This window comes from Sporosarcina saromensis (genome assembly GCF_033253735.1).
Taxonomy (GTDB): domain Bacteria; phylum Bacillota; class Bacilli; order Bacillales_A; family Planococcaceae; genus Sporosarcina; species Sporosarcina saromensis.
Genome location: NZ_JAUBDI010000002.1, coordinates 150,246 through 169,650, shown reverse-complemented (window position 1 = coordinate 169,650; position 19,405 = coordinate 150,246). Strand labels below are relative to the sequence as shown.

General features: G+C 38.9%; 27 protein-coding genes. 18 read left to right on the top strand and 9 right to left on the bottom strand.

Annotation, left to right across the window (positions count from 1 at the left end; translation table 11 throughout):
- Positions 1 to 25: 25 nt before the first annotated feature.
- The 4 genes from QT711_RS03645 to QT711_RS03630 all read left to right on the top strand — a co-directional run bounded on the left by QT711_RS03645 (position 26) and on the right by QT711_RS03630 (position 5,128).
- On the top strand, positions 26 to 1,657 hold the full coding sequence (locus QT711_RS03645) for a Na/Pi cotransporter family protein (RefSeq protein WP_317942326.1): 1,632 nt from the start codon (positions 26 to 28) through the stop codon (positions 1,655 to 1,657).
- Between the two features lie 6 nt (positions 1,658 to 1,663).
- Positions 1,664 to 2,149 carry a DUF456 domain-containing protein gene (locus tag QT711_RS03640; RefSeq protein WP_317942155.1) on the top strand — a complete coding sequence of 162 codons (486 nt, stop codon included), beginning with the start codon at positions 1,664 to 1,666 and terminating at the stop codon, positions 2,147 to 2,149.
- Between the two features lie 84 nt (positions 2,150 to 2,233).
- Positions 2,234 to 2,836, top strand: a complete 603-nt coding sequence (gene sodA / locus QT711_RS03635; protein ID WP_317942154.1) for a superoxide dismutase SodA — start codon at positions 2,234 to 2,236, stop codon at positions 2,834 to 2,836.
- A gap of 105 nt (positions 2,837 to 2,941) precedes the next feature.
- Positions 2,942 to 5,128, top strand: coding sequence for a peptidoglycan D,D-transpeptidase FtsI family protein (locus tag QT711_RS03630; RefSeq protein WP_317942153.1), 2,187 nt, complete (start codon positions 2,942 to 2,944; stop codon positions 5,126 to 5,128).
- A gap of 124 nt (positions 5,129 to 5,252) precedes the next feature.
- Here the strand turns inward: QT711_RS03630 and QT711_RS03625 are convergent, their stop codons facing one another.
- Together QT711_RS03625 and QT711_RS03620 are read right to left on the bottom strand one after the other, a co-directional pair.
- A complete protein-coding gene (locus QT711_RS03625) occupies positions 5,253 to 5,711 on the bottom strand; it encodes a hypothetical protein (protein ID WP_317942152.1) in 459 nt (152 codons plus the stop codon).
- Positions 5,708 to 6,109, bottom strand: coding sequence for a hypothetical protein (locus QT711_RS03620; protein WP_317942151.1), 402 nt, complete (start codon positions 6,107 to 6,109; stop codon positions 5,708 to 5,710). Before QT711_RS03620 ends, QT711_RS03625 begins: the two co-directional genes overlap by 4 nt.
- A gap of 128 nt (positions 6,110 to 6,237) precedes the next feature.
- Here QT711_RS03620 and rpmG point away from each other — a divergent pair, with 128 nt between their 5' ends.
- The 5 genes from rpmG (at position 6,238) to QT711_RS03595 (ending at position 10,649) form a co-directional block, all read left to right on the top strand.
- Positions 6,238 to 6,387, top strand: a complete 150-nt coding sequence (gene rpmG / locus QT711_RS03615; protein ID WP_317942150.1) for a 50S ribosomal protein L33 — start codon at positions 6,238 to 6,240, stop codon at positions 6,385 to 6,387.
- 60 nt (positions 6,388 to 6,447) lie between these two features.
- The gene (locus tag QT711_RS03610) at positions 6,448 to 7,032 is read left to right on the top strand and encodes a 5-formyltetrahydrofolate cyclo-ligase (RefSeq protein WP_317942149.1); all 585 of its coding nucleotides are present in this window, start codon (positions 6,448 to 6,450) and stop codon (positions 7,030 to 7,032) included.
- Complete coding sequence (locus tag QT711_RS03605; protein ID WP_317942148.1) at positions 7,025 to 7,219, top strand: YqgQ family protein; 195 nt, start codon at positions 7,025 to 7,027, stop codon at positions 7,217 to 7,219. Before QT711_RS03610 ends, QT711_RS03605 begins: the two co-directional genes overlap by 8 nt.
- A gap of 326 nt (positions 7,220 to 7,545) precedes the next feature.
- Positions 7,546 to 9,411: an LTA synthase family protein gene (locus QT711_RS03600; RefSeq protein ID WP_317942147.1), complete on the top strand. Its 1,866-nt coding sequence runs from the start codon at positions 7,546 to 7,548 to the stop codon at positions 9,409 to 9,411.
- A gap of 137 nt (positions 9,412 to 9,548) precedes the next feature.
- The gene (locus QT711_RS03595; protein WP_317942146.1) at positions 9,549 to 10,649 is read left to right on the top strand and encodes a YqgU-like beta propeller domain-containing protein; all 1,101 of its coding nucleotides are present in this window, start codon (positions 9,549 to 9,551) and stop codon (positions 10,647 to 10,649) included.
- A 49-nt stretch (positions 10,650 to 10,698) separates the two neighbouring features.
- Here QT711_RS03595 and QT711_RS03590 read toward each other — a convergent pair whose 3' ends face one another.
- A complete protein-coding gene (locus tag QT711_RS03590) occupies positions 10,699 to 10,881 on the bottom strand; it encodes a DUF2759 domain-containing protein (protein ID WP_317942145.1) in 183 nt (60 codons plus the stop codon).
- 162 nt (positions 10,882 to 11,043) lie between these two features.
- On the opposite strand from QT711_RS03590, the gene QT711_RS03585 reads away from it, so the two are divergent.
- Positions 11,044 to 11,679, top strand: a complete 636-nt coding sequence (locus QT711_RS03585; RefSeq protein ID WP_317942144.1) for an MBL fold metallo-hydrolase — start codon at positions 11,044 to 11,046, stop codon at positions 11,677 to 11,679.
- A 43-nt stretch (positions 11,680 to 11,722) separates the two neighbouring features.
- Here QT711_RS03585 and QT711_RS03580 read toward each other — a convergent pair whose 3' ends face one another.
- A complete protein-coding gene (locus tag QT711_RS03580) occupies positions 11,723 to 11,965 on the bottom strand; it encodes a DUF2626 family protein (protein WP_317942143.1) in 243 nt (80 codons plus the stop codon).
- 279 nt (positions 11,966 to 12,244) lie between these two features.
- Between QT711_RS03580 and QT711_RS03575 the strand changes: the two genes are divergently transcribed.
- Positions 12,245 to 12,781 carry an ATPase, T2SS/T4P/T4SS family gene (locus QT711_RS03575; RefSeq protein WP_317942142.1) on the top strand — a complete coding sequence of 179 codons (537 nt, stop codon included), beginning with the start codon at positions 12,245 to 12,247 and terminating at the stop codon, positions 12,779 to 12,781.
- Between the two features lie 29 nt (positions 12,782 to 12,810).
- On the opposite strand, the gene QT711_RS03570 is transcribed toward QT711_RS03575, so the two are convergent.
- From QT711_RS03570 to QT711_RS03550, 5 genes are all read right to left on the bottom strand, one after another.
- Positions 12,811 to 14,637, bottom strand: a complete 1,827-nt coding sequence (locus tag QT711_RS03570; RefSeq protein WP_317942141.1) for a recombinase family protein — start codon at positions 14,635 to 14,637, stop codon at positions 12,811 to 12,813.
- 93 nt (positions 14,638 to 14,730) lie between these two features.
- Positions 14,731 to 15,219, bottom strand: coding sequence for a hypothetical protein (locus tag QT711_RS03565; protein ID WP_317942140.1), 489 nt, complete (start codon positions 15,217 to 15,219; stop codon positions 14,731 to 14,733).
- The gene (locus QT711_RS03560; RefSeq protein ID WP_317942139.1) at positions 15,212 to 15,619 is read right to left on the bottom strand and encodes a DUF6941 family protein; all 408 of its coding nucleotides are present in this window, start codon (positions 15,617 to 15,619) and stop codon (positions 15,212 to 15,214) included. The genes QT711_RS03565 and QT711_RS03560 overlap by 8 nt, the downstream gene beginning before the upstream one ends.
- A gap of 58 nt (positions 15,620 to 15,677) precedes the next feature.
- Positions 15,678 to 16,265 (bottom strand): ImmA/IrrE family metallo-endopeptidase, encoded by a 588-nt coding sequence (locus tag QT711_RS03555; RefSeq protein WP_317942138.1) that lies wholly within the window; start codon positions 16,263 to 16,265, stop codon positions 15,678 to 15,680.
- Between the two features lie 43 nt (positions 16,266 to 16,308).
- Positions 16,309 to 16,719 (bottom strand): helix-turn-helix domain-containing protein, encoded by a 411-nt coding sequence (locus tag QT711_RS03550; RefSeq protein WP_317942137.1) that lies wholly within the window; start codon positions 16,717 to 16,719, stop codon positions 16,309 to 16,311.
- Between the two features lie 160 nt (positions 16,720 to 16,879).
- Between QT711_RS03550 and QT711_RS03545 the strand changes: the two genes are divergently transcribed.
- From QT711_RS03545 to QT711_RS03515, 7 genes are all read left to right on the top strand, one after another.
- On the top strand, positions 16,880 to 17,122 hold the full coding sequence (locus QT711_RS03545; protein WP_317942136.1) for a helix-turn-helix transcriptional regulator: 243 nt from the start codon (positions 16,880 to 16,882) through the stop codon (positions 17,120 to 17,122).
- 152 nt (positions 17,123 to 17,274) lie between these two features.
- The gene (locus QT711_RS03540) at positions 17,275 to 17,463 is read left to right on the top strand and encodes a hypothetical protein (RefSeq protein WP_317942135.1); all 189 of its coding nucleotides are present in this window, start codon (positions 17,275 to 17,277) and stop codon (positions 17,461 to 17,463) included.
- A gap of 22 nt (positions 17,464 to 17,485) precedes the next feature.
- The gene (locus QT711_RS03535) at positions 17,486 to 17,680 is read left to right on the top strand and encodes a hypothetical protein (RefSeq protein WP_317942134.1); all 195 of its coding nucleotides are present in this window, start codon (positions 17,486 to 17,488) and stop codon (positions 17,678 to 17,680) included.
- Between the two features lie 117 nt (positions 17,681 to 17,797).
- Positions 17,798 to 18,094: a helix-turn-helix domain-containing protein gene (locus tag QT711_RS03530; protein WP_317942133.1), complete on the top strand. Its 297-nt coding sequence runs from the start codon at positions 17,798 to 17,800 to the stop codon at positions 18,092 to 18,094.
- A gap of 13 nt (positions 18,095 to 18,107) precedes the next feature.
- Complete coding sequence (locus QT711_RS03525) at positions 18,108 to 18,503, top strand: hypothetical protein (RefSeq protein WP_317942132.1); 396 nt, start codon at positions 18,108 to 18,110, stop codon at positions 18,501 to 18,503.
- Between the two features lie 79 nt (positions 18,504 to 18,582).
- Positions 18,583 to 19,260 (top strand): ORF6N domain-containing protein, encoded by a 678-nt coding sequence (locus QT711_RS03520; RefSeq protein WP_317942131.1) that lies wholly within the window; start codon positions 18,583 to 18,585, stop codon positions 19,258 to 19,260.
- A complete protein-coding gene (locus tag QT711_RS03515; protein ID WP_317942130.1) occupies positions 19,244 to 19,399 on the top strand; it encodes a DUF6906 family protein in 156 nt (51 codons plus the stop codon). The genes QT711_RS03520 and QT711_RS03515 overlap by 17 nt, the downstream gene beginning before the upstream one ends.
- Positions 19,400 to 19,405 lie beyond the last annotated feature (6 nt).

Here is a 19,405-nt window from a genome sequence, read left to right as displayed (position 1 = left end):
AAGCATGATGGAGGTTGACAGTTTGATGGAAGTGAATTGGCAAGAAATGCTGTTTCAATTTGTAGGAGGTCTTGGGATTTTCCTATTCGCCATAAAATATATGGGAGACGGTCTACAAAAGGCTGCTGGAGACAGATTACGATCTATTTTGGATCGCTTTACAACGAATCCGTTCATGGGCGTACTTGTGGGGATCATTGTAACAATCTTAATCCAGTCTAGTTCTGGAACGACCGTAATTACTGTAGGTCTTGTAAGTGCTGGTTTCATGACATTACGACAAGCGATTGGTGTCATCATGGGTGCCAATATCGGTACGACTGTAACTGCATTTATCATTGGGTTGGATGTAGGCGCATATGCATTGCCAATCATGGCAGTTGGTGCATTTCTCATCTTCTTCATTAAAAAGAACAGCATTAAAAACTTGGGGGAAGTCATTTTTGGATTCGGTGGACTATTCCTCGGTCTCGAACTGATGAGTGCAGGGATGAAACCACTTCGTTCACTTGAAGTGTTCACAGACTTTACACTTGCAATGAGTGAGCATTCTATACTCGGAGTTGTTGCAGGGACAGTGTTTACTTTAATTGTCCAAAGTTCAAGCGCTACTGTTGGTATTTTACAAGGCTTATACGCAGAAAACCTTGTCGATATGAAGGCTGCACTTCCAATTTTGTTCGGAGATAATATCGGGACAACGATAACTGCAATTTTAGCTGCTATCGGAGCATCCGTAGCTGCAAGAAGAGCAGCTGCTACACACGTACTATTCAACGTTGTCGGCGCGATTATTTTCCTGTTGCTACTTCATCCGTTCACATTGTATATCGAATGGATTTCAGGCGTATTAAACTTGGAAAGTAAAATGCAAATTGCATTTGCACATGGAACATTCAACGTCATTAACACATTAATCCAATTTCCATTAATTGGAGTGTGGGCTTTATTTGTAACAAAAATTATTCCAGGTAAAGATGTAACGATCGAATACAAACCGAAGCATCTAGATCCGAACTTCATCAACCAATCACCTTCTGTTGCGATTGGACAAGCGAAAGAAGAGATTATCCGAATGGGTGATTTTGCGGTCCAAGGAATGCAAGAGACATTTGAATATTTAAAGACAAGCAATAAAAGACATGCAGAAACGGCTTATCAAATAGAAGATGCCATTAACAATTTAGATCGAAAAATAACGGATTATCTCGTTGATATTTCAGCTGTGAATATTTCACCAATTGAATCAGCACGCCACGTTATGCTCATGGATACGGTACGTGACATTGAACGAATTGGTGATCATTTTGAAAATATTATTGAACTGATTGATTTCCGTGAAGTGAACCGTGTTAAATTGACGCCGGATGCATTAGAAGATTTAACAGAGATGTTTACATTGACAATTGAAACTGTGGACAAAGCGATTCGTTCACTCGATATGAATGATGTTGAGCTTGCGAAGACCGTTGCTGAACAAGAAGACTTGATCGATAAGATGGAACGCAAATTTAGAAAAAATCATATTGTGCGTTTGAATGGTGGAAATTGTTCTGCGCAGGCAGGTATTGTATTTGTCGATATCGTTTCCAATTTGGAGCGTATCGGAGACCATGCCGTTAACATTGCGGAAGCAATTTTAGGAAAGCGAGTGTAAACGACAATGGAAGTGATCGGCTGGATTGTTACGATCGTTATGTTTATCGTTGCTTTTGCGGGATTAGTCTATCCGATCATTCCATCCGTAATTTTCATCATCGCTGGATTTCTATTATACGGATGGATTGTATCGTTTGAAGAACTTACTTGGTTGTTTTGGGTGATTCAAATTCTATTTGTCATCTTACTTTTTGGCGCAGACACACTTGCGAATCTTGTCGGTGTTAAAAAGTTCGGTGGGTCGAAGGCAGGGATGTGGGGAAGCACGATTGGTTTGCTCGTCGGTCCATTTGTCATACCGGTTGCTGGAATCCTAATTGGTCCTTTTATCGGTGCTGTACTTGCTGAACTGATTGTTTCGAGGTCTGGACTGAAACAATCACTCCTAACAGGGATTGGCTCATTGGTTGGCTTTTTAACATCTTTTGTCACGAAAGGTGCGATTATGCTCCTAATGATAGGGATTTTTATCTTCTTTGTTGCCATATAATTCATTTGAATTGAATGGCTTTAGAAATTTTGCTATCGTTAACATTGTAGGATAAAAACCAATCTATCGAGGAGGAATGGACAAATGGCTTACCAATTACCTGAGCTACCATACGCATATGATGCATTAGAGCCTCATATCGACAAAGAAACAATGAACATTCACCACACGAAACACCACAATACGTATGTAACGAATGTGAACAATGCATTGGAAGGACATGCAGATTTAGCATCTAAATCTGTTGAAGAACTCATTTCGAATATGGATGCAGTGCCTGAAAACATTCGTACAGCTGTCCGTAACAATGGTGGCGGTCATGCAAACCACTCATTCTTCTGGAAAATTCTATCTCCAAATGGTGGCGGTGCGCCAACTGGTGAACTTGCAGAAGCAATTGACAAGAAATTCGGTAGTTTTGATGCATTTAAAGAAGAATTTGCAAAAGCTGCTGCAACGCGCTTCGGTTCAGGATGGGCATGGCTTGTTTCCAACAATGGAGAACTTGAAATCATGTCAACACCAAACCAAGATTCTCCGTTAATGGAAGGAAAAACGCCAATTCTTGGATTGGATGTTTGGGAGCATGCATACTACCTAAACTATCAAAACCGTCGTCCTGATTATGTTTCAGCGTTCTGGAACGTTGTAAACTGGGATGAAGTCGCGAAAAACTATCAAAAATAATTGTTAATCGGCAACCAAGCATACATCCTTTTCGTCAGGATGTATGCTTTTTTATATTTTGAATGCTATAATTCATAATGAACTTATTATGTAAGGGGATTACCAATGAAGAAGTCGATACGCAAAACGGATCAAGCAAAAATCCGACAACGTAAACATATTGCTTTCAGGATGAATCTATTGTTCTTTTCGATATTCGTCCTATTTTCATTGCTCATTTTCCGACTTGGCTATTTACAAATTGTCAAAGGGGATGACTATAGAAGAGGCTTAGAACAAAAAGAAGAAATATCAGTGAACACGAGTGTACCTAGAGGAAGAATTTATGACCGTACAGGTAAAGTCTTAGTGGATAATCATCCGATGAATGCCATTACATATACAAAAACCTCCTCCACAACAGCAAAGGAAATGTACCAAATCGCTGAAAAGCTATCACAATTAATTGAGCAAGATACGAAACGGGTCACACTCGGTGATAAGCGGGATTTCTGGATTTTATTGCACAGTGAAGAAGCGGAGGCGAAAGTAAGTCGTAAAGAGATTGAGCAAATTAGTGAAGACGGTGTATCGAAAAAAGAAATCCAACGAGAGATTAATCGCCTTACACGCGAACGAATTACAGACGAAGAGTTGAATTCTTTTACGGATCATGAATTGGAAGTACTGGCGATCTATCGAGAAATGATGTCAGGTTACGCGTATTCACCGCAAATCATTAAGAGCGGGAATGTGACACCAGAAGAGTTTGCAGCCGTCTCAGAACGACTTGATGAGTTTAAAGGTGTGAATACGACAACTGACTGGGAACGTGTGAAATTCTCCGATAGTACAATTCTTGGTACAACAACAAGCCCGATCGAAGGCATACCGAGGTCCCATTTGGATTACTATTTGGCAAGGGATTATTCCAGGAATGACCGGGTAGGTAGAAGTTATTTTGAACAGTATTATGAAGAACTGCTAAATGGCGAGAAAAAAATCGTGAAAAACGTGAAGGATCGAACGGGTACTGTCATTGAAACGAAAACTGTACGCGAAGGGGAACCAGGTAAGGACCTTGTGTTGTCGATGGACAGTGAGTTGCAAGAGTCAGTAGAGGATGTAGTGTCATCTAAACTTCTTGAGATGAAAAAAGACCCGAAGGCTGGTTTGTTGGATCGAGCATTTGTAGTAATGATGGATCCGAATAACGGTGAAGTCCTGTCATTGGTTGGGAAACGACTAGTGAAGGATGAAGACACCGGCAAATGGGAAGTACGCGATTATGCCTATGGTACATTCACGTCTGCTTACGAAGTAGGTTCTACTATAAAGTTGGCAACTGTATTAACGGGGTATAGTGAGGGTGTTCTCTCAATTAATGAGACAAAAATCGATGAGCCGATTTATTTAAGAGGGTCGACAAAACGTTCGCTATTCAATCAGAACGGACGTGTTCAACTGAATGATGTTGTGGCCATTGGTCGGTCTTCAAACGTGTATATGTTCCGTATTGCGATGTCTTTAGGAAACGCAGTCTATCGACCGCATATGCCGTTACCGATTGACATGGAAGGTTTCGATAAATTAAGGAACTCATATGCTTCATTCGGTCTGGGCGTAAAGACCGGAATTGATTTGCCTGGGGAGCATCCAGGGCAAACCGGTCGGGAAACTGTGACTGAATCAGGGAAGCTGTTGGATTTCGCAATCGGTCAATTTGATACGTATACACCGCTGCAACTTGCACAATATGTCTCTACTATTGCAAATGGTGGTTATCGAATCGCTCCAAAAGTACTGAAAGAAATCCGTGAACCTTCACAAGATGGAGAAACATTGGGTTTACTGTTACAAGAAACGGAAGCAAATGTATTAAATCGCATTAACAATACAGCTGAAGAGATCGAGCAAGTCAAAAAAGGGATGGAATACGTCTATTATGGCCCGAATGGTACGGGACGTGGTATTTTTGACGGCGCATCGTACAAGGCAGCAGGTAAGACCGGAACAGCCCAATCGTTTTATTACGGAGATGACCGTAGCAAATATGGGACGCCTTCTGTCAATTTAACACATGTAGGTTTTGCTCCTGCAGATAATCCTGAAATTGCCTATGCGGTTGTTATTCCTTACGGATCCACCCAACGTGATGATTATCGTTACGCCAGTGATGCAATGAAATTGTTCGTTAGAAGTTCGGTCGATACGTATTTTGAGTTGAAAGAGAAGCGTATGAAGGAAAACCCGATTGAAACGACAACGCCGCAAATTGAGCGTGTTGTGGAGGATGAGGGGACTGACGAATAATTTATTTGGTTTGAATTGATCAATAGGAAGCTGTTCGATCAATTTATGATCGTAATAAAAGGCTGTCACAGAAGTTCAGTTGTTACTGACTTCTGTACAGCCTTTTTAGCAGCTCGCAAGGAGACTAATTTGTTATTAACTTTGCAATTTGTGGGATGTCCATCGATGAATCGACTTCGTACTCCCCGATTTGTATCCGACCGGATAATTTGTTTTGACTCAAATAATGTTCCAACTCGTTCTTGTTTTCAATAATGCCAGCACGCACAAGTTTGTTTGCGACACTCGTAGAAGTAGAGCCTTGTTCGATCGTTAAAATTGTTTTCGTAATTTGTTGCACTGAAACATTTGGCTTCGAATCGTCCTTCTTGTTTGTAGATGCTTTGCTTTGCTGTTGATCTGCCATAGAGTTGGTTTGAGCAATCGCTAACTCTTTTTTTACCCGTTCCAATTCAGCCGTAACTGCTTTTAAATTGTCTGTGTTAGATGAATCGTCCGCTTGTGTAGATGCATCCTGTGTAAAATAAAGGATACCCGCAGCGAGGATACAACCGATGCCAATACTTCTGAATACGTCTTTCATCGTGATGATACACCTCGTGTCTGCAGTACATGCATAACTTCTTCATTGGTTAACGAAGAGCGTTTCGCAATATCGGTTATAGAATAGCCTTGTGCATGAAGGGAAAGGATCTGGTTAACGATAATTTCGTGTATTGGCTTTGTTTTGAGTTGTTTTGAAGGGCTGATAGGATTGACGTCAATGAGCAATTCCTCTTCAACTGCTCGCAGTCTTTTTTTCAATTGATTTGTTTCTTGATGTAGACTAATTGAGATATCTTCTAATTCATCTGCTTGTTTACGTGAATTTTTAAAGAAGAAGGAAACGATAATACATATGATTCCGATGATTAGTAAAATTTCTGTAACATTCACTTCAATACGCCTCCGAAAATAGATTGCTTTTTCCCATAGTATCATAAGGAGCATCTGAATGTAATTTGAAACTTTCTTCTTTACATACACGTATGTTATGATACAATAAATAAGTCGTATAAATCATGCTCATATTTAATTTATCTAATTGCCAATGAGTGGGAGGGACAACAATGCGCGTAAATATTACACTTGCTTGCACAGATTGTGGAGAGCGTAATTATATTACAAAGAAAAACAAGCGTAACAATCCGGAACGTCTTGAAATGAAAAAATATTGCTCACGTGAAAAGAAACAAACTTTGCACCGTGAAACAAAATAATCGCTCATGCCAAAACCTTTACCGGTTTTGGTTTTTTATTTCAAAATGGGGGAATACTAAATGGGGAAACAATTTACGCGTACACAAATACTAGAAGTTATGAATGATATAGATAGATTGGCGCATGCCGATCAATCAAGAAAAATTTTTGAACAACTGTGTTTGACAGAAGTTTTTAAGGCGGCTTCAACAGTCGGTATTACGATTTCCAGGTATCCTGAAATTGATACAAGAACGATTATTGAACATGCGTGGGCATTGGGAAAACGAGTTGCTGTACCTCGATGCAATCCATCCACAAAAGAGATGGACTTCAGAATCATCAACTCGTACGATGACCTTGAAGTTGTATATATGAATTTACAGGAACCAATTATTGATCGATCGGTATCGGTTAGACCGGACGAAATTGACTTGCAAGTTGTTCCGGGGGTCGTATTTGCAAAGGATGGTTATCGTATCGGCTATGGTGGCGGGTATTACGATCGTTATCTATGTGCTTTTCAAGGTAACACGCTTTCATTAGCTTTTGATTTGCAAGTAGTCGAAAAAATACCGATTGAAACATATGATCAACCTGTGGGAAAAATTATTACCGAAACAGCAATTATAGATTGTGAAGCGGTGCGTGAAGAGAATGACTAACTACTTGACTGTATTGCAACTGCTAAAACGGTTTGGCATTCACATTTATACAGGTGATAAGAAGACAGATATAGAGCTTATGATGGCGGAAGTGAAAGAGTTGCATGAAAGTGGCCTACTGATGAAAGAAGACTACTTACAAGCGATTCTTATCTTACGGAATGAGCTGGGTAAAATTAATTCTTGATAGGTTTATCGTAGGATTTACAGAAATTCTCATATTAAAAAATGAAACTTTCTTGTCCCAAATCCGTCTATTATATGTAGTGCAAGACGAGATGCTGGAAAACAGATTTGTCATACGTACAAACAGTCCTTGCATTAACATAATAGACTGGATAGGGATTTCCCGCTGATGGCATGTCAGTAAATGACGCGTCCAACATGGACAGGGAACTCAAAAACGGTTCATTCATGCTGGTCAAAAAAAGGCGCGGCAATACTCTTTTGCAAAAGAACGATAAATAGAATGGTAAGCTGTTTTGATTGATTTACGAAAGGAAGAGAACAAAAATGAAAAAAATAAATTGGCCAAAACATGCCATACTTGTGATTGCCATCATTGCAACTTGGCTAACAACTTATATTGGTTATAAGACTAGTTTCAGCTTGAAAATCGATAATGTGATGCAAGAATTTATATTGTTCATGAACCCACTTAGCTTTTTGTTGTTTGTTTATGGTGCTACATTGTTTATTAAGACGACAAAAAGACGGAATATCTACTTGTTTTCAGTCAGCTTGATTACATCAATTATTATGTTTAGTAATGCTGTGTTCTATCGTTTTTTCAGTGATTTCATCACGTTGCCAGTATTATTTCAAACAAGTAATTTTGGGGATTTATCATCGTCTGTCTTTGCAAATATGCATGTTACAGATATTTTCTTCTTTACGGATGTTGTAATTGTCGGATTGGCGATTAAATTCGTGAATGAAGCACAAACTTCAACAAGCCAGCGTAAAATTGGACGTAAGCTTTACTTTGTCGTAGCTGCGACAATCTTAATGGTCAACTTGGGGTTATCAGAAGCACAAAGACCGCAATTGCTAACAAGAAGTTTCGATCGGGAATTGCTTGTAAAAAATATTGGTACGTACAACTATCATATTTATGATTTGTTCATCCAGTCAAAGACGCATGCACAACGTGCGTTGGCAGATGGCAGTGAGTTAACGGAAGTGGCGAACTATATTAATGCGAACTATGCTGAGCCGAATCCAGAAATGTTTGGTGCTGCAAAAGGTCGGAATGTCATTTTTGTTTCACTCGAATCACTTCAAAGTTTTGTTATCAACAATGATATGAAAGGTCACGAGATTACCCCTTTCCTCAATTCGTTGACAAAGGATCCGGATACTTTTTACTTCAATAATTTTTATCACCAAACGGGTCTAGGAAAAACTTCTGATTCGGAGTTCATTGTTGAAAACTCTTTGTATGGACGCAATGGTGGCGCGGTATTCTTTACGAACAGTGGTAACACGTACAATTCAATGTCTGAAAAACTAGGTGATAACGGCTATTTCACAAGTGTGATGCATGCGAATAACCGAAGCTTCTGGAATCGTGATATTATGTATCAGGCGCTTAAAATCGACAAATTCTATGATGTAGAGAGTTATGAAATCGGTGAAGGCGATGCTGTCAACTGGGGTATGAAAGATATTCCTTTTGTGGAGCAGTCTGTAGAGATGATGAAAGAAATGCCACAACCGTTTTCAACACGTTTGATTACATTGACAAACCATCACCCATTTACATTGGATGAAGAAGATATGATGATTCCAGCTTATGATTCAAATTCACGTACTTTGAACCAATATTTCCAAACTGTCCGATACATGGACGAATCGATTAAAGTCCTTTTTAACAATCTGAAAGAGAGCGGTCTTTATGACAATTCAATCATTGTCATGTATGGAGACCACTATGGAATATCCGAAAACCATAATAAAGCGATGGGTATGTATTTAGAGAAGGAAATTACACCATTTGATAATGTTGAACTGCAAAAAGTTCCTCTATTCATTCATATTCCAGGTTATGGAAAAGGTGAAGTGTCAGATGAGCTAGCAGGTCAAATGGATGTTAAACCAACTGTCTTGCACTTACTCGGCATTGATACAAAAGAAGATATGCAAATGGGATCTGATATTTTCTCTCCAGATCATGAACCATTCGTTATTTTTAGAGATGGAAGATTTGTGACGGAAAATACGATTTATGCACATGAAGTGTGTTATGATAAGAAGACAGGAGAACCAACTGATAGTGGTGCGTGTGAGCCTTATATTGAACGTGCTACAACTGAACTTGGCTATTCAGACTTGATTATCAATGGCGACTTACTCAGATTTACTGAGGAAGATCAATAATAGGTTGTATTGATGAAGTTCTGCACGGGTTCTTTTCCCGTGCAGGCTATTTTTTTGTAATGAATTGCACACGTGTTGTAGATTTGATGGTACATACTAATTAAGCAATGAAAAATTGAATTCGGAGGAGGGTCGCTGTGAAACAATATGCATCTATCTGTTTTTTATTATGCGTACTACTTGCTGGGTGTTCTAAGACAACCGACAACTTAGATGAAAAGTTAACCGAAGACGAAAAAATTGAACAGGATAAAGAAATTATTAATGAAGTCGCAGAACAGCGATTGCAAGCAGATCCTTCCGTTTTTCATTTTATTGCTGATTGGCTTACCGATACCGAAATTTTGTATGTTGAAAAAAATGAAGGCAAATACGAAGTGAAGAGCTTCAATATTGAGTCGGGACAACGTAAAGTTATCTTTGAAGATGACGCATTTGTCATTAACGTTTGGGTTCACCCTTCGCAGGAATATTTGTTAATTCATACGAGTGATCAGTATGATGCTGCAATTGTAAAGATGCTGTCGTTGGATGGTCGAGTGCTCCATGAAATTGAAATTGCGTCGACAGAGTTAGAAGTACAATGGAATTCGATAGACCCTCAAAAAATCCTTTTTACAGCTTTTCATGAAGATTGGTCCTTTGATATATTTGCATTTGACGGACATCTTGAAGATTTAAAGATTGTCAATGTGGAGGATCCTTTTCCGAAGTGGTTTGGTGAAAAACATATTGTTGCAGCCAAGTTGAACGATCATCCACTGGATGGAGCGCGTGTGGAAAGGGTTCATGTAGAAACTGGCGAGAGAGAAATGCTTAGTGAAAACCATATTGTTTATATGGATACATTTAAGGACTCCATTCTTTTTGTCGAAGCACCGGTTGACGGCTTCTATACGTATAAACTGCAGTCGGCAAATCGAACTGATTTTACAGAATGGAAAATGCCCGCAGTAAGCAATTATTCAGAGTGGGTTGTTCCTGAAATTGAATGGATTAATGAAACGACAGTCGTGCTAACGGGGAGCGAAAAAGAAGGCCAACTAGATGACTTGGCTGGACAGTATAGCCTTTATTTGATCACTGAAGGTCAGTTACAAAAGAAGTTACATGATCTCGATAATGCACCGTTGAAATGTTCACCTTCAGGAAATAAATGTTTAATAGATCATACGTCAGAAGAGCTTGTAGATATGGAGACAAGCAAGCGTTACCGATGGATTGAGTTTACAAAATAAAAACATCCTCTGTAGAAATGTGACAGAGGATGTTTTTATGCTTGGCTCATCAATGTACGAGCACTGGTGGATATCCTTGGAATACGATTGTTGCAATTGTAAAGCCGCCAAATATGACAGCAGAAGCAACATTGAACACGATACTAAGTACGTTTCGCTCTTTGAATCCTTGGATTGTACCGATAACAGATAGGATCGCAACGAGCCCAAAAATCACCATTAATAAGTTCATGCGGAAGACACTCCTTTCAACATAGAAAAAATGAATGCCGAATTAGCAATTATTCCTCTTCCATTGTACTGTTTCCTAAACAATTTGTCGAGGTTTATAAGTGACGATTGTTTGAAAATGGCGTATTAATTCATTACTATCATTTATAGGAGGTGTTATAGGATGTTGGAAATAAAGACTTATCCACTTGGACCTATTCAAACAAATTGTTATTTTGTAGGAAATGATAAAGGAGAATACTTAATTGTCGATCCTGGCGAGGAAGGGCAAAAAATACGAACTGAATTGGAAAAGTTGCAAGGAAAACCTTTGGCGATCCTTTTGACTCATGCACATTTCGATCACATTGGTGCTGTAGAAGACATTCGACGCACTTACCAAATTCCGGTGTACATTCATGAAGCGGAAAAGGATTGGCTAATGGAGCCTGCTTTGAACGGTTCTTCAAGATACCCTGGTTTGCCGCTTGTTCGTAACGAAAAAGCAGATTATTTCTTGGAAGAAGGGGAAATGAAAATCGGTCCATTTCGTTTTGAGGTGCGCCACACTCCAGGACATTCCCCGGGAAGCGTTTCTTTCATTTTTCATGATGCCCAAATTGCGGTTGTGGGAGACACGCTTTTTAAACAAAGTATCGGTCGAACGGATTTGCCGGGAGGAGATACACAATTACTGCTTCACTCTATCCACGAAAAGCTATTATCACTGGATGATGAAGTGATCATTTACCCCGGTCACGGACTACCGACGACTCCAGGGGAAGAAAAGGATCAAAATCCCTTTTTGAATGGATTTTAAAGAATTAAAAAAACAGCCGGAGGGCTGTTTTTTGCTTAGAGCATTAGTGTCCTGCACCTGGTACGTGAATGAATGTTGCATAGTAGCTGAATCCTACCATGAAAATCATCAAGTAAGCACCGAACATGTACATATACATACGCTCAGTCAGATTCAAGAATCCAAGTAACAGGAAGAAAATAGTGCTAGCGATGAAGATGACGGAAGCTGGTATCATCCCACCGACAAAAAACATGACAGCGAAAATACCAGTCCAAAAACCACATAGCTTGAACATGTTATCCATAAGTGCGTCCCTCCTTACCATCAAACAATACAAACTTCTCTCATTTATTATAATGGATAGGAACGGCAAAAGTAAACTCTTATCAAATCGACATTGTGACAAAACAATGGATTGCGAATAATCAACACAACACATTAGCAGTCATCAATAACGGAATTTGCTTGCATTTTAGCCTCCAAAAATTGAACTTACGTCAAACTATTCACTTTTTCATTGTTTGTCCGTATACTCGATTTAAGGTGTTATGCGGCCTAACATCTTTAGAAAGAGGGGTGTTCAATGGAAAAGAAAGATAACTTCATTGAGGACAAGTGCTTTACCTTATTGGAAAAAGCCATTCATAATGAAGCAACCGACATCCACCTTGTTCCTATGCAAGACCACTATGATGTATGTTTCAAAAAAAATTCCAAACTACACCAATTTGACACATATCCCCCGCATTTAGCAGCACGGATGATCTCCTTTTACAAATTCCTTTCCTCTCTCGATATAAGTGATAAACGAAAACCTCAAAGTGGCTCATTTCATAAAAAAATTCATGGACAAAATTATTCTTTCCGCGTGTCTACCATTCCCTCAGTAAACCTTAGAGAAAGTGTGGTCATACGACTACAGAAACACGATAATATTGTCGGTTTAGATGAGTTATGTATGGATCCGATTTGGGCACAACATCTGCTAACAGCCATTCAAAAAAGACAAGGGCTTATTTTAGTGACGGGTCCTACAGGAAGCGGGAAGACGACAACCATCTATTCTTTGACTGCACATTGTGTAGTGAACCATGCAATAAAACAATGTCAAAACGACTGATTTACCATGTAGTCATACTATCAAGTATATCAACGCCTTAAGCCTTCTTCTTTAATTAGTTCACGTAATAATTTTCGATAAATACCTGTCTTTTCTGCTAGTTGTCTCAAACTTATATTAGGATCCTTTAACAGTTCTTTTCTTATTATCTTTATCCTCTCTTTTCTTAATTCTGGACATGACCAATGAGGAGCAAGGTGTTTAAATGGACCAAACCTTTCCTCATCCACTCTCAATGTATATGGTTGGCAGCCTATAGCTTCTCCAAGAGCTTTTAAAGTGATTCCTTTATTCCTATCCAAATATCTTTGAGCACGTTCATAACGTTCTTTAGCGCGTTCTAGTGTTTCCCGTTTTTTAACTTCATTAATTGATTCTATTTCAATTTTTATATCCACGGTAACTTCTTGAGGAAGGTAGGCGTGTAATATGAGTTTGTTTTTTTTGGAATCTAATGTCGCCGTAGGAAATAAGCTTCCTATGAGTTCTTGCTGCTCGGACTCATCAAGCATAACATCGAATCGTTCAGCAACTGTCAAAAATTCAAGCACCGTATCATAGTTTATTTGCTTGTTTTGAATTAGCATTAACTTTCGTTTGCGTTCTGACAGTAATTCATTAGTTGTTATCAGTTGCTGGTCAAATCTTTTTCGATTTCCATCAAGCTTTTCTTTTGGCCATGTACCTTCCAAATAGAGGTCTAACAATCGGTCTATTTTTTCTTGCAGATTCTGTTTCTGCTTTTCAAGTTGTTTTATATCTTCACTGACTTTTAATATTTCATTTTCATCAAAACCTGAGTCTATATATTGTTTTGCTTTTGTTGGGTCGGTGAGGATGTCTTTAACAGCATTACGTAATTGGTTTTGCACTCGTTTAACATTTATATGTGGTTTAGTTTTGCATTTTTCGTTTATAGGGTGCGAATGTAAGATAGTTTCTATAGGGTATTCCTGATTGTCTTTACGACCGTATACAGTGTTTTTATGAATGATTAACGCTTTGCCACAACTCGCGCATTTCATATCAATCCCACGAAGGAAGTGAGGGGAAGCGGGCTTCCAATTGTATCTCCTTTCTATTTCAGCTTGTATTCTATTATAAGTTTCTTCGCTTCTCAGGAGGGGATATACATTAGGGACGCTAATGGTCTCGTTTTTAAATGCAATTTCAAATATACCATGATATGATTTGTGTTTAAGTTTCTCCACCACTTGAGAATCAGCCCAATCAACACCATTTACCGTTTTGCATCTCTTATTTAATTCATTTGCAATAGCGCTTGGTCCGAATTTTTTATTCAAATATAGGTCATCTATAAACGGAATAACCCAAGCTCGCTCTTGATTAATAGTAATTATCCCCGTTGTACGATCGTAATTATACTCAGCCGGTTGCGGACCCCACACTTTTCCTTCTCTTGTCCTTTGTCGTAAACCTCTACCCATTTTTCTAAGCATATCTCTGCGGGAACGTTGAGCAACGAGGTTTTTAATGTCAGAAATGAACTCATCATCGATATTGGATAAATCAACAATATTACCTGGCTCGGCAATCTTCACATTATTATCTCTAAGAATTCCTTTAAGATATTCCCACTTAACTGTGTCTAATCTGGATAACCGATCCTGCTCAATGCATAAAACGACGTCAACTAAACCTTCCTCTACTAAATCAAGCATCGCTTCTAGTCCGTCTTTTTTTAATTTTGTACCACTATCCACATCCTTAAATGTATCGACTATTTCCCAGCCCATAGATTCAGCGTATTTTGTTAGTTCGTATGTTTGAGCTTTCAAACTATATTTGTCTTCTTGCATTTTTGTCGAGACACGAATATAAATGGCTACTCTCATTATTAACACCCTCTCCAAACGAATATACGTTCTATATTATAGTGAAAGAAAACTCACCAAAAGGAAGGTGAGTTTCAGACAAAGTCCTGTTCTTTATTTAATTAGAAACCCTAACACTCCAATTATAGTAGCTGTAGCGATACCGATAGAGGTTAGTATAGTTGTGATTAAGAATCGTCTAGACTCTTTATCCTCTTTAAGGATTTCGGTCTTGAATGAATTGAATTTAGTCTCTAAACTGCCTTCAAATTTTGTATGAAGATGGTCTATTTTTTCAGATAGCAATTTTCCTTGAGCGTCAATTTTATGGTCCATTGACTTTTCTAAAGCGGTCACACGATCATCAATATACTCTTTTGGTGTGATTTCCAAATTGCTCACCTCTTTCGAAGAAGACTCATAATTTCCAGCAGCCGATTCGCTTTTAGCTGATTGGATTTCTTGTATAGAGTAAGAATTTACAGTTCCATTTTCATCAATTATAACATCTTTATTATTGAAATAACCACTTTTGTGCAAGTCAATTCTTTCGGCTGACATTTTTACACCAGTTCCATCTATTATTTCATATAAGTTACTCATGTTCATCACCTTGCACACTTTGTTTGACGTAAAAGAAAGTACTTTTCTCTTCATTTAAATTAGCAATTTGAAATCTAAAATTATGAGGACCCTCCAGAGTGAAATTGACATCAGTCAATTTTACTGTAAGTGTTAGGTGTATGGAGTTTTGATTGCTAGATGTTGCGATATCAAAAAAATTGCTTTCCATCATCTCACCTTTTGGTGAGTAAAGAAAAAATGCACACATTAAAGTTGTTTCAGGTGGTAAATTAAATAATCCTATAGATACCATGAAAGAGACTTTACTAGGAAATTCAGGAACGTCCAGATTACTGAAAGGTGCCATTATTACAGTTTTATTTTCTTCATCACTCTTTAAAACGTTTTCACATAGTACCATGTGTCCTATTTTAGGCATCATGACAACCTCCCTGCAATTAATAATAAAAACATGAATAGCATTTCGGATATGTTTACTACCAATCCATCCACTCCAAAGTCCCCAATTTCCCACGTAATGTTGTAAATCCATCCACCTTATGTTTGAAAATTAATTCCAGCCGATATTGCGCAAATTCTTCAGTTACAAAAAAGTAGTCTGCGATATCACTTATCAATACTGCTTCATCCATTGCAATCTCGTAAACTTGTCCTAGAAAACGAGATGGCATTAGCAGATAGGCTGACATTCTTTTCGCCTGTTCCTCCATCTTGGCTACTGCATACTTGTCTATGTTCAGCTGAGAGGTGTGGTGCGCATACAGATGGCAGAACTCTTCGGCGACTAGTAGCTTTCTTTCCACGTGAGGTAGATGTTCTTTAAGGAAGATAGTGCCCTGACGATCTTTATTTTTTGGAACAGAATACGCTTTGAGTCCATCAATGCTTTCTATTTTGACTCCACAATATTCAAGGAAGGACGTGTCTAGCGGAAGTATTCTAATCCCGTACATCCAGCAAATATTAGTTATATCGATTTCATCTGGATATTTATGATTGAAATTTGAGAGGACCGTCTCAGCCCGTTCCTCCCAATAGTCAGTAAGTTGTTTTCTAAGTTGCAATATCCTCACAGCCTAACCATAACTATTCAGTGGGTAGTAGATTTCAATCCTTCAGAGTTCCAAACCCATCTCCGTACTCTTCTTCATCATCGTCCAAAAACATCTTTTTCATTTTGTAAAGTTTAATTAGTTCTTTTACTTTACGTTCAGGATCTGTTGCTAAATCATGTAGCATAATCGGATGTTTTTTAAGTTCGTTAAACAAGATAAACTCTTCTTCCGACAGATTTATTTCTTGTCCAGCAACTATTGCCTTGTTTTCGGAAGTTCCAAGTAAATAGTCGGTGGACACCCCGAAAAAAATAGATAATTTTTCCAACATCTCAAAAGACGGCTGACTACTGCCGTTTTCGTACTTACCATAGCCTTGACGAGAAATGCCTAAGAAATCAGCCATCTCCTGTTGAGATAACTTTTTATTTTGTCTTAGTCTTTTTAACCTGTCTGGGAACATCAAGAGCCCCTCTCTTTACATGTATTTATTATCATTGTATAGCAACAGTGAGTTGCTTGCATTACAAGAAAATAAAAGTAGCTAAAACTGTTGACGAAACTAAAAGTTGCTGTTAAGATAAACACAAGAAGCAACCAAAAGTTGCGAAGGTGGTGATGTTATGAGAAAAGAAGAGCTGAAAGAAATACTAATAAAAGCTCGAAACAAAAAAGGTTTATCCCATGAAGATGTTGCAACTTTATCAAAAGAAAAAATAACTCGCCAATATTATGGGATGATTGAAAATGGTGAGAGAAAGCCTTCCGTTAAAGTAGCACAGGCAATTTCTGAAGTACTTTGCTTAGAATGGACCATTTTTTTTGAAGTGAAAAGCAACCAAAAGTTGCATGCCGTATTAGACTAGAATTTACTGAGTTGTTCCTCACACCCAGCAAACTGTATTCGATTAGCCACCTGCGCCATGACTCGATTAGACGAGCGATAAACAGTGTTAAAGTGCCGTGACTTGAATCCAGTTTGGTGGGTGTGAGAGAAGATTCGAAGGGAGGGGATTGTGTGATTAAAAGAGAGTTGCTTGAAATGAACGCCTATCTGCCAGTCAAATTAGCTGAATTGGCAAAGTCTGAACCAGATACTGCACTGGATTTGTTGCAGGCGTGGGGGGAAGGGACAAAAACTTTGCGAGTCCTATGGGCAGAGGTTACTGACGCATTGGCTCCGCATGAAGTAAAAATCAGTTCGTAACATACGAAGGGTGGTGAAAAAGTTGCTTTTTAAAGACAAAGAAGAAAGACGAAAGTTAATTGCAAGAATGAATGGTGAAATGAAGGCAATTACCAACAGTCCATCCATTGAAGTTAGGAAATTTCGTATTGGACTGTTGGCGAAGTTAGCAGGGGAGTTAAAGATCATTAATGACAGGATTCGTAGAAAATCCTATCAATTTGGAAGGGTTTCGTAACGGGGATTATAGGAGTTAGTCATCTATCTTCTACTAACAATTTTACCAGGTTCACAAAAAAATACTGTTCAATGTCTGAACATGTTCAGGATTTGAACATTGAGAGGGGGATTGAGTGTGAACATCGGACAACTCTTACGCGCTTCACGAAAGAGCGCAGGGCTTACACAAGAGGACATGTCCCCATTGGTCAATATATCAAGAAGTACCATCTCAAAAATCGAACGCAACGAAATGACATTGGCAACGGAGGACTTTATTAGATGGCTGCAAGTGATCCAAGTTAAGACGGCCATGCGTACATCAAACACGGCTCCACTGGAAGTTGGAATACTCCTTATCAACGGAGTGGATTTGCATATGCTATCTGACATGTTGACGCAGGTAGTCGCTGGCTTAATACGATTAATTTAATGGAGGGTTGAAGATGGAAAGAGTATATGAAGAGGTTCAAGCTAAACATTTGGAAGAATTGATTAACCTATCTCAACAGATCGCATCGGTGTTGGATGATATGGGCCACACTGTTCACTCAACTACGATTGACTCTAGATCAGGAAAGGTTGAGCACCAATGTAATCCCAATTTTTTCTTAAGCCAATTCTCGACATTCGACGTCCAAAAGCGTCTAGGTCGTGAAAGATATCCATTTAAAATCTTTACAGAAATTGAAGGAGTTCATTTCTTTGCAATTTTGAAATCAGAGGATATCCAACTAATTAAGGATCACTTGCCGAAGGAATGGTTACAGTCAGTGAAGGGTCCGGTCAAAAGTATCCAAGTCAATCAAACAAAAAGCCCACTCGCACTGGCATGCGAATGAGCAGATAGAACAAAAAGAACAAACATTCTACATTGATTATCTCAAATTCTAAGAGATAAATCAAGAGGGAGGAATCACCATGCAACAGCTTCAAGTCATCGAGCACGCAAACAGGCGTGTCCTAACGACCAACCAATTGGCTGAAGCATTTGAAACGAACGGAAAGATCATCACGCGGAACTTTCAACGTAATCAAGAACGCTACGAGATTGGTAAACATTATTATTCATTATCCGGTGAGGATTTGAAGCAATTCAAAGCTTCGCGTCAAAATGACGGAACCCTTAAATTCGTCTCTGTTTTATACCTCTGGACTGAGCTTGGTGCTTGGTTGCATGCAAAATCGCTCAATACGGATAAAGCTTGGGAAGCGTATCGCATGCTCATCGAAGAATACTACGCGATCACTCAGATGAGACAAGGAGTAGAGGATGGAGTCAATCAGACGCCATCCTTGTCCAACAAGGAATACTATCACTTAGAAAGTAGGTTGATAGCTTTGGAAGAGCAATTTAAAAATGCTTTAACGTTGCACTCAGGCGAACAGAAAAGACTACGCATGGCAGTAAACGAACGAGTATATCAGCTATCACGAAAGGAAAAGGGTGCTCGTCCAACATTGTTCAGGGCGATCTACACGGAGATTCGTGAGCGCTATGCAGTCGAATCCTATCGTGATGTTAAACAGCATCAATTACAAGACGCACTTCGCTTTGTCGATGGATGGGGAGGTGAATCGTTTGAAAAGAGGGCGTAAACCTTCTGTTGCTGAGTGCAAGTACATTAAGTCGTTTAGTTTGAATCCGATGAATTGGCTCATCAGCAAGAAGATGTCGGATGAATGGTTGATTGTTCACAGGGACACTGGCAGCACACGATTTATACCAGCACCGTAGGAGGTT

Coding starts and splice junctions, on each gene's coding strand:
- QT711_RS03630 (WP_317942153.1), top strand. CDS start 2,942: ATGAAGAAGTCGATACGCAAAACGGATCAAGCAAAAATCCGACAACGT.
- QT711_RS03550 (WP_317942137.1), bottom strand. CDS start 16,719: ATGTTCCCAGACAGGTTAAAAAGACTAAGACAAAATAAAAAGTTATCT.
- QT711_RS03610 (WP_317942149.1), top strand. CDS start 6,448: ATGGGGAAACAATTTACGCGTACACAAATACTAGAAGTTATGAATGAT.
- QT711_RS03520 (WP_317942131.1), top strand. CDS start 18,583: ATGCAACAGCTTCAAGTCATCGAGCACGCAAACAGGCGTGTCCTAACG.
- QT711_RS03545 (WP_317942136.1), top strand. CDS start 16,880: ATGAGAAAAGAAGAGCTGAAAGAAATACTAATAAAAGCTCGAAACAAA.
- QT711_RS03590 (WP_317942145.1), bottom strand. CDS start 10,881: ATGAACTTATTAATGGTGATTTTTGGGCTCGTTGCGATCCTATCTGTT.
- sodA (WP_317942154.1), top strand. CDS start 2,234: ATGGCTTACCAATTACCTGAGCTACCATACGCATATGATGCATTAGAG.
- QT711_RS03625 (WP_317942152.1), bottom strand. CDS start 5,711: ATGAAAGACGTATTCAGAAGTATTGGCATCGGTTGTATCCTCGCTGCG.
- QT711_RS03570 (WP_317942141.1), bottom strand. CDS start 14,637: ATGAGAGTAGCCATTTATATTCGTGTCTCGACAAAAATGCAAGAAGAC.
- QT711_RS03585 (WP_317942144.1), top strand. CDS start 11,044: ATGTTGGAAATAAAGACTTATCCACTTGGACCTATTCAAACAAATTGT.
- QT711_RS03600 (WP_317942147.1), top strand. CDS start 7,546: ATGAAAAAAATAAATTGGCCAAAACATGCCATACTTGTGATTGCCATC.
- rpmG (WP_317942150.1), top strand. CDS start 6,238: ATGCGCGTAAATATTACACTTGCTTGCACAGATTGTGGAGAGCGTAAT.
- QT711_RS03645 (WP_317942326.1), top strand. CDS start 26: ATGGAAGTGAATTGGCAAGAAATGCTGTTTCAATTTGTAGGAGGTCTT.
- QT711_RS03620 (WP_317942151.1), bottom strand. CDS start 6,109: ATGATACTATGGGAAAAAGCAATCTATTTTCGGAGGCGTATTGAAGTG.
- QT711_RS03580 (WP_317942143.1), bottom strand. CDS start 11,965: ATGGATAACATGTTCAAGCTATGTGGTTTTTGGACTGGTATTTTCGCT.
- QT711_RS03605 (WP_317942148.1), top strand. CDS start 7,025: ATGACTAACTACTTGACTGTATTGCAACTGCTAAAACGGTTTGGCATT.
- QT711_RS03525 (WP_317942132.1), top strand. CDS start 18,108: ATGGAAAGAGTATATGAAGAGGTTCAAGCTAAACATTTGGAAGAATTG.
- QT711_RS03640 (WP_317942155.1), top strand. CDS start 1,664: ATGGAAGTGATCGGCTGGATTGTTACGATCGTTATGTTTATCGTTGCT.
- QT711_RS03565 (WP_317942140.1), bottom strand. CDS start 15,219: ATGAGTAACTTATATGAAATAATAGATGGAACTGGTGTAAAAATGTCA.
- QT711_RS03575 (WP_317942142.1), top strand. CDS start 12,245: ATGGAAAAGAAAGATAACTTCATTGAGGACAAGTGCTTTACCTTATTG.
- QT711_RS03560 (WP_317942139.1), bottom strand. CDS start 15,619: ATGCCTAAAATAGGACACATGGTACTATGTGAAAACGTTTTAAAGAGT.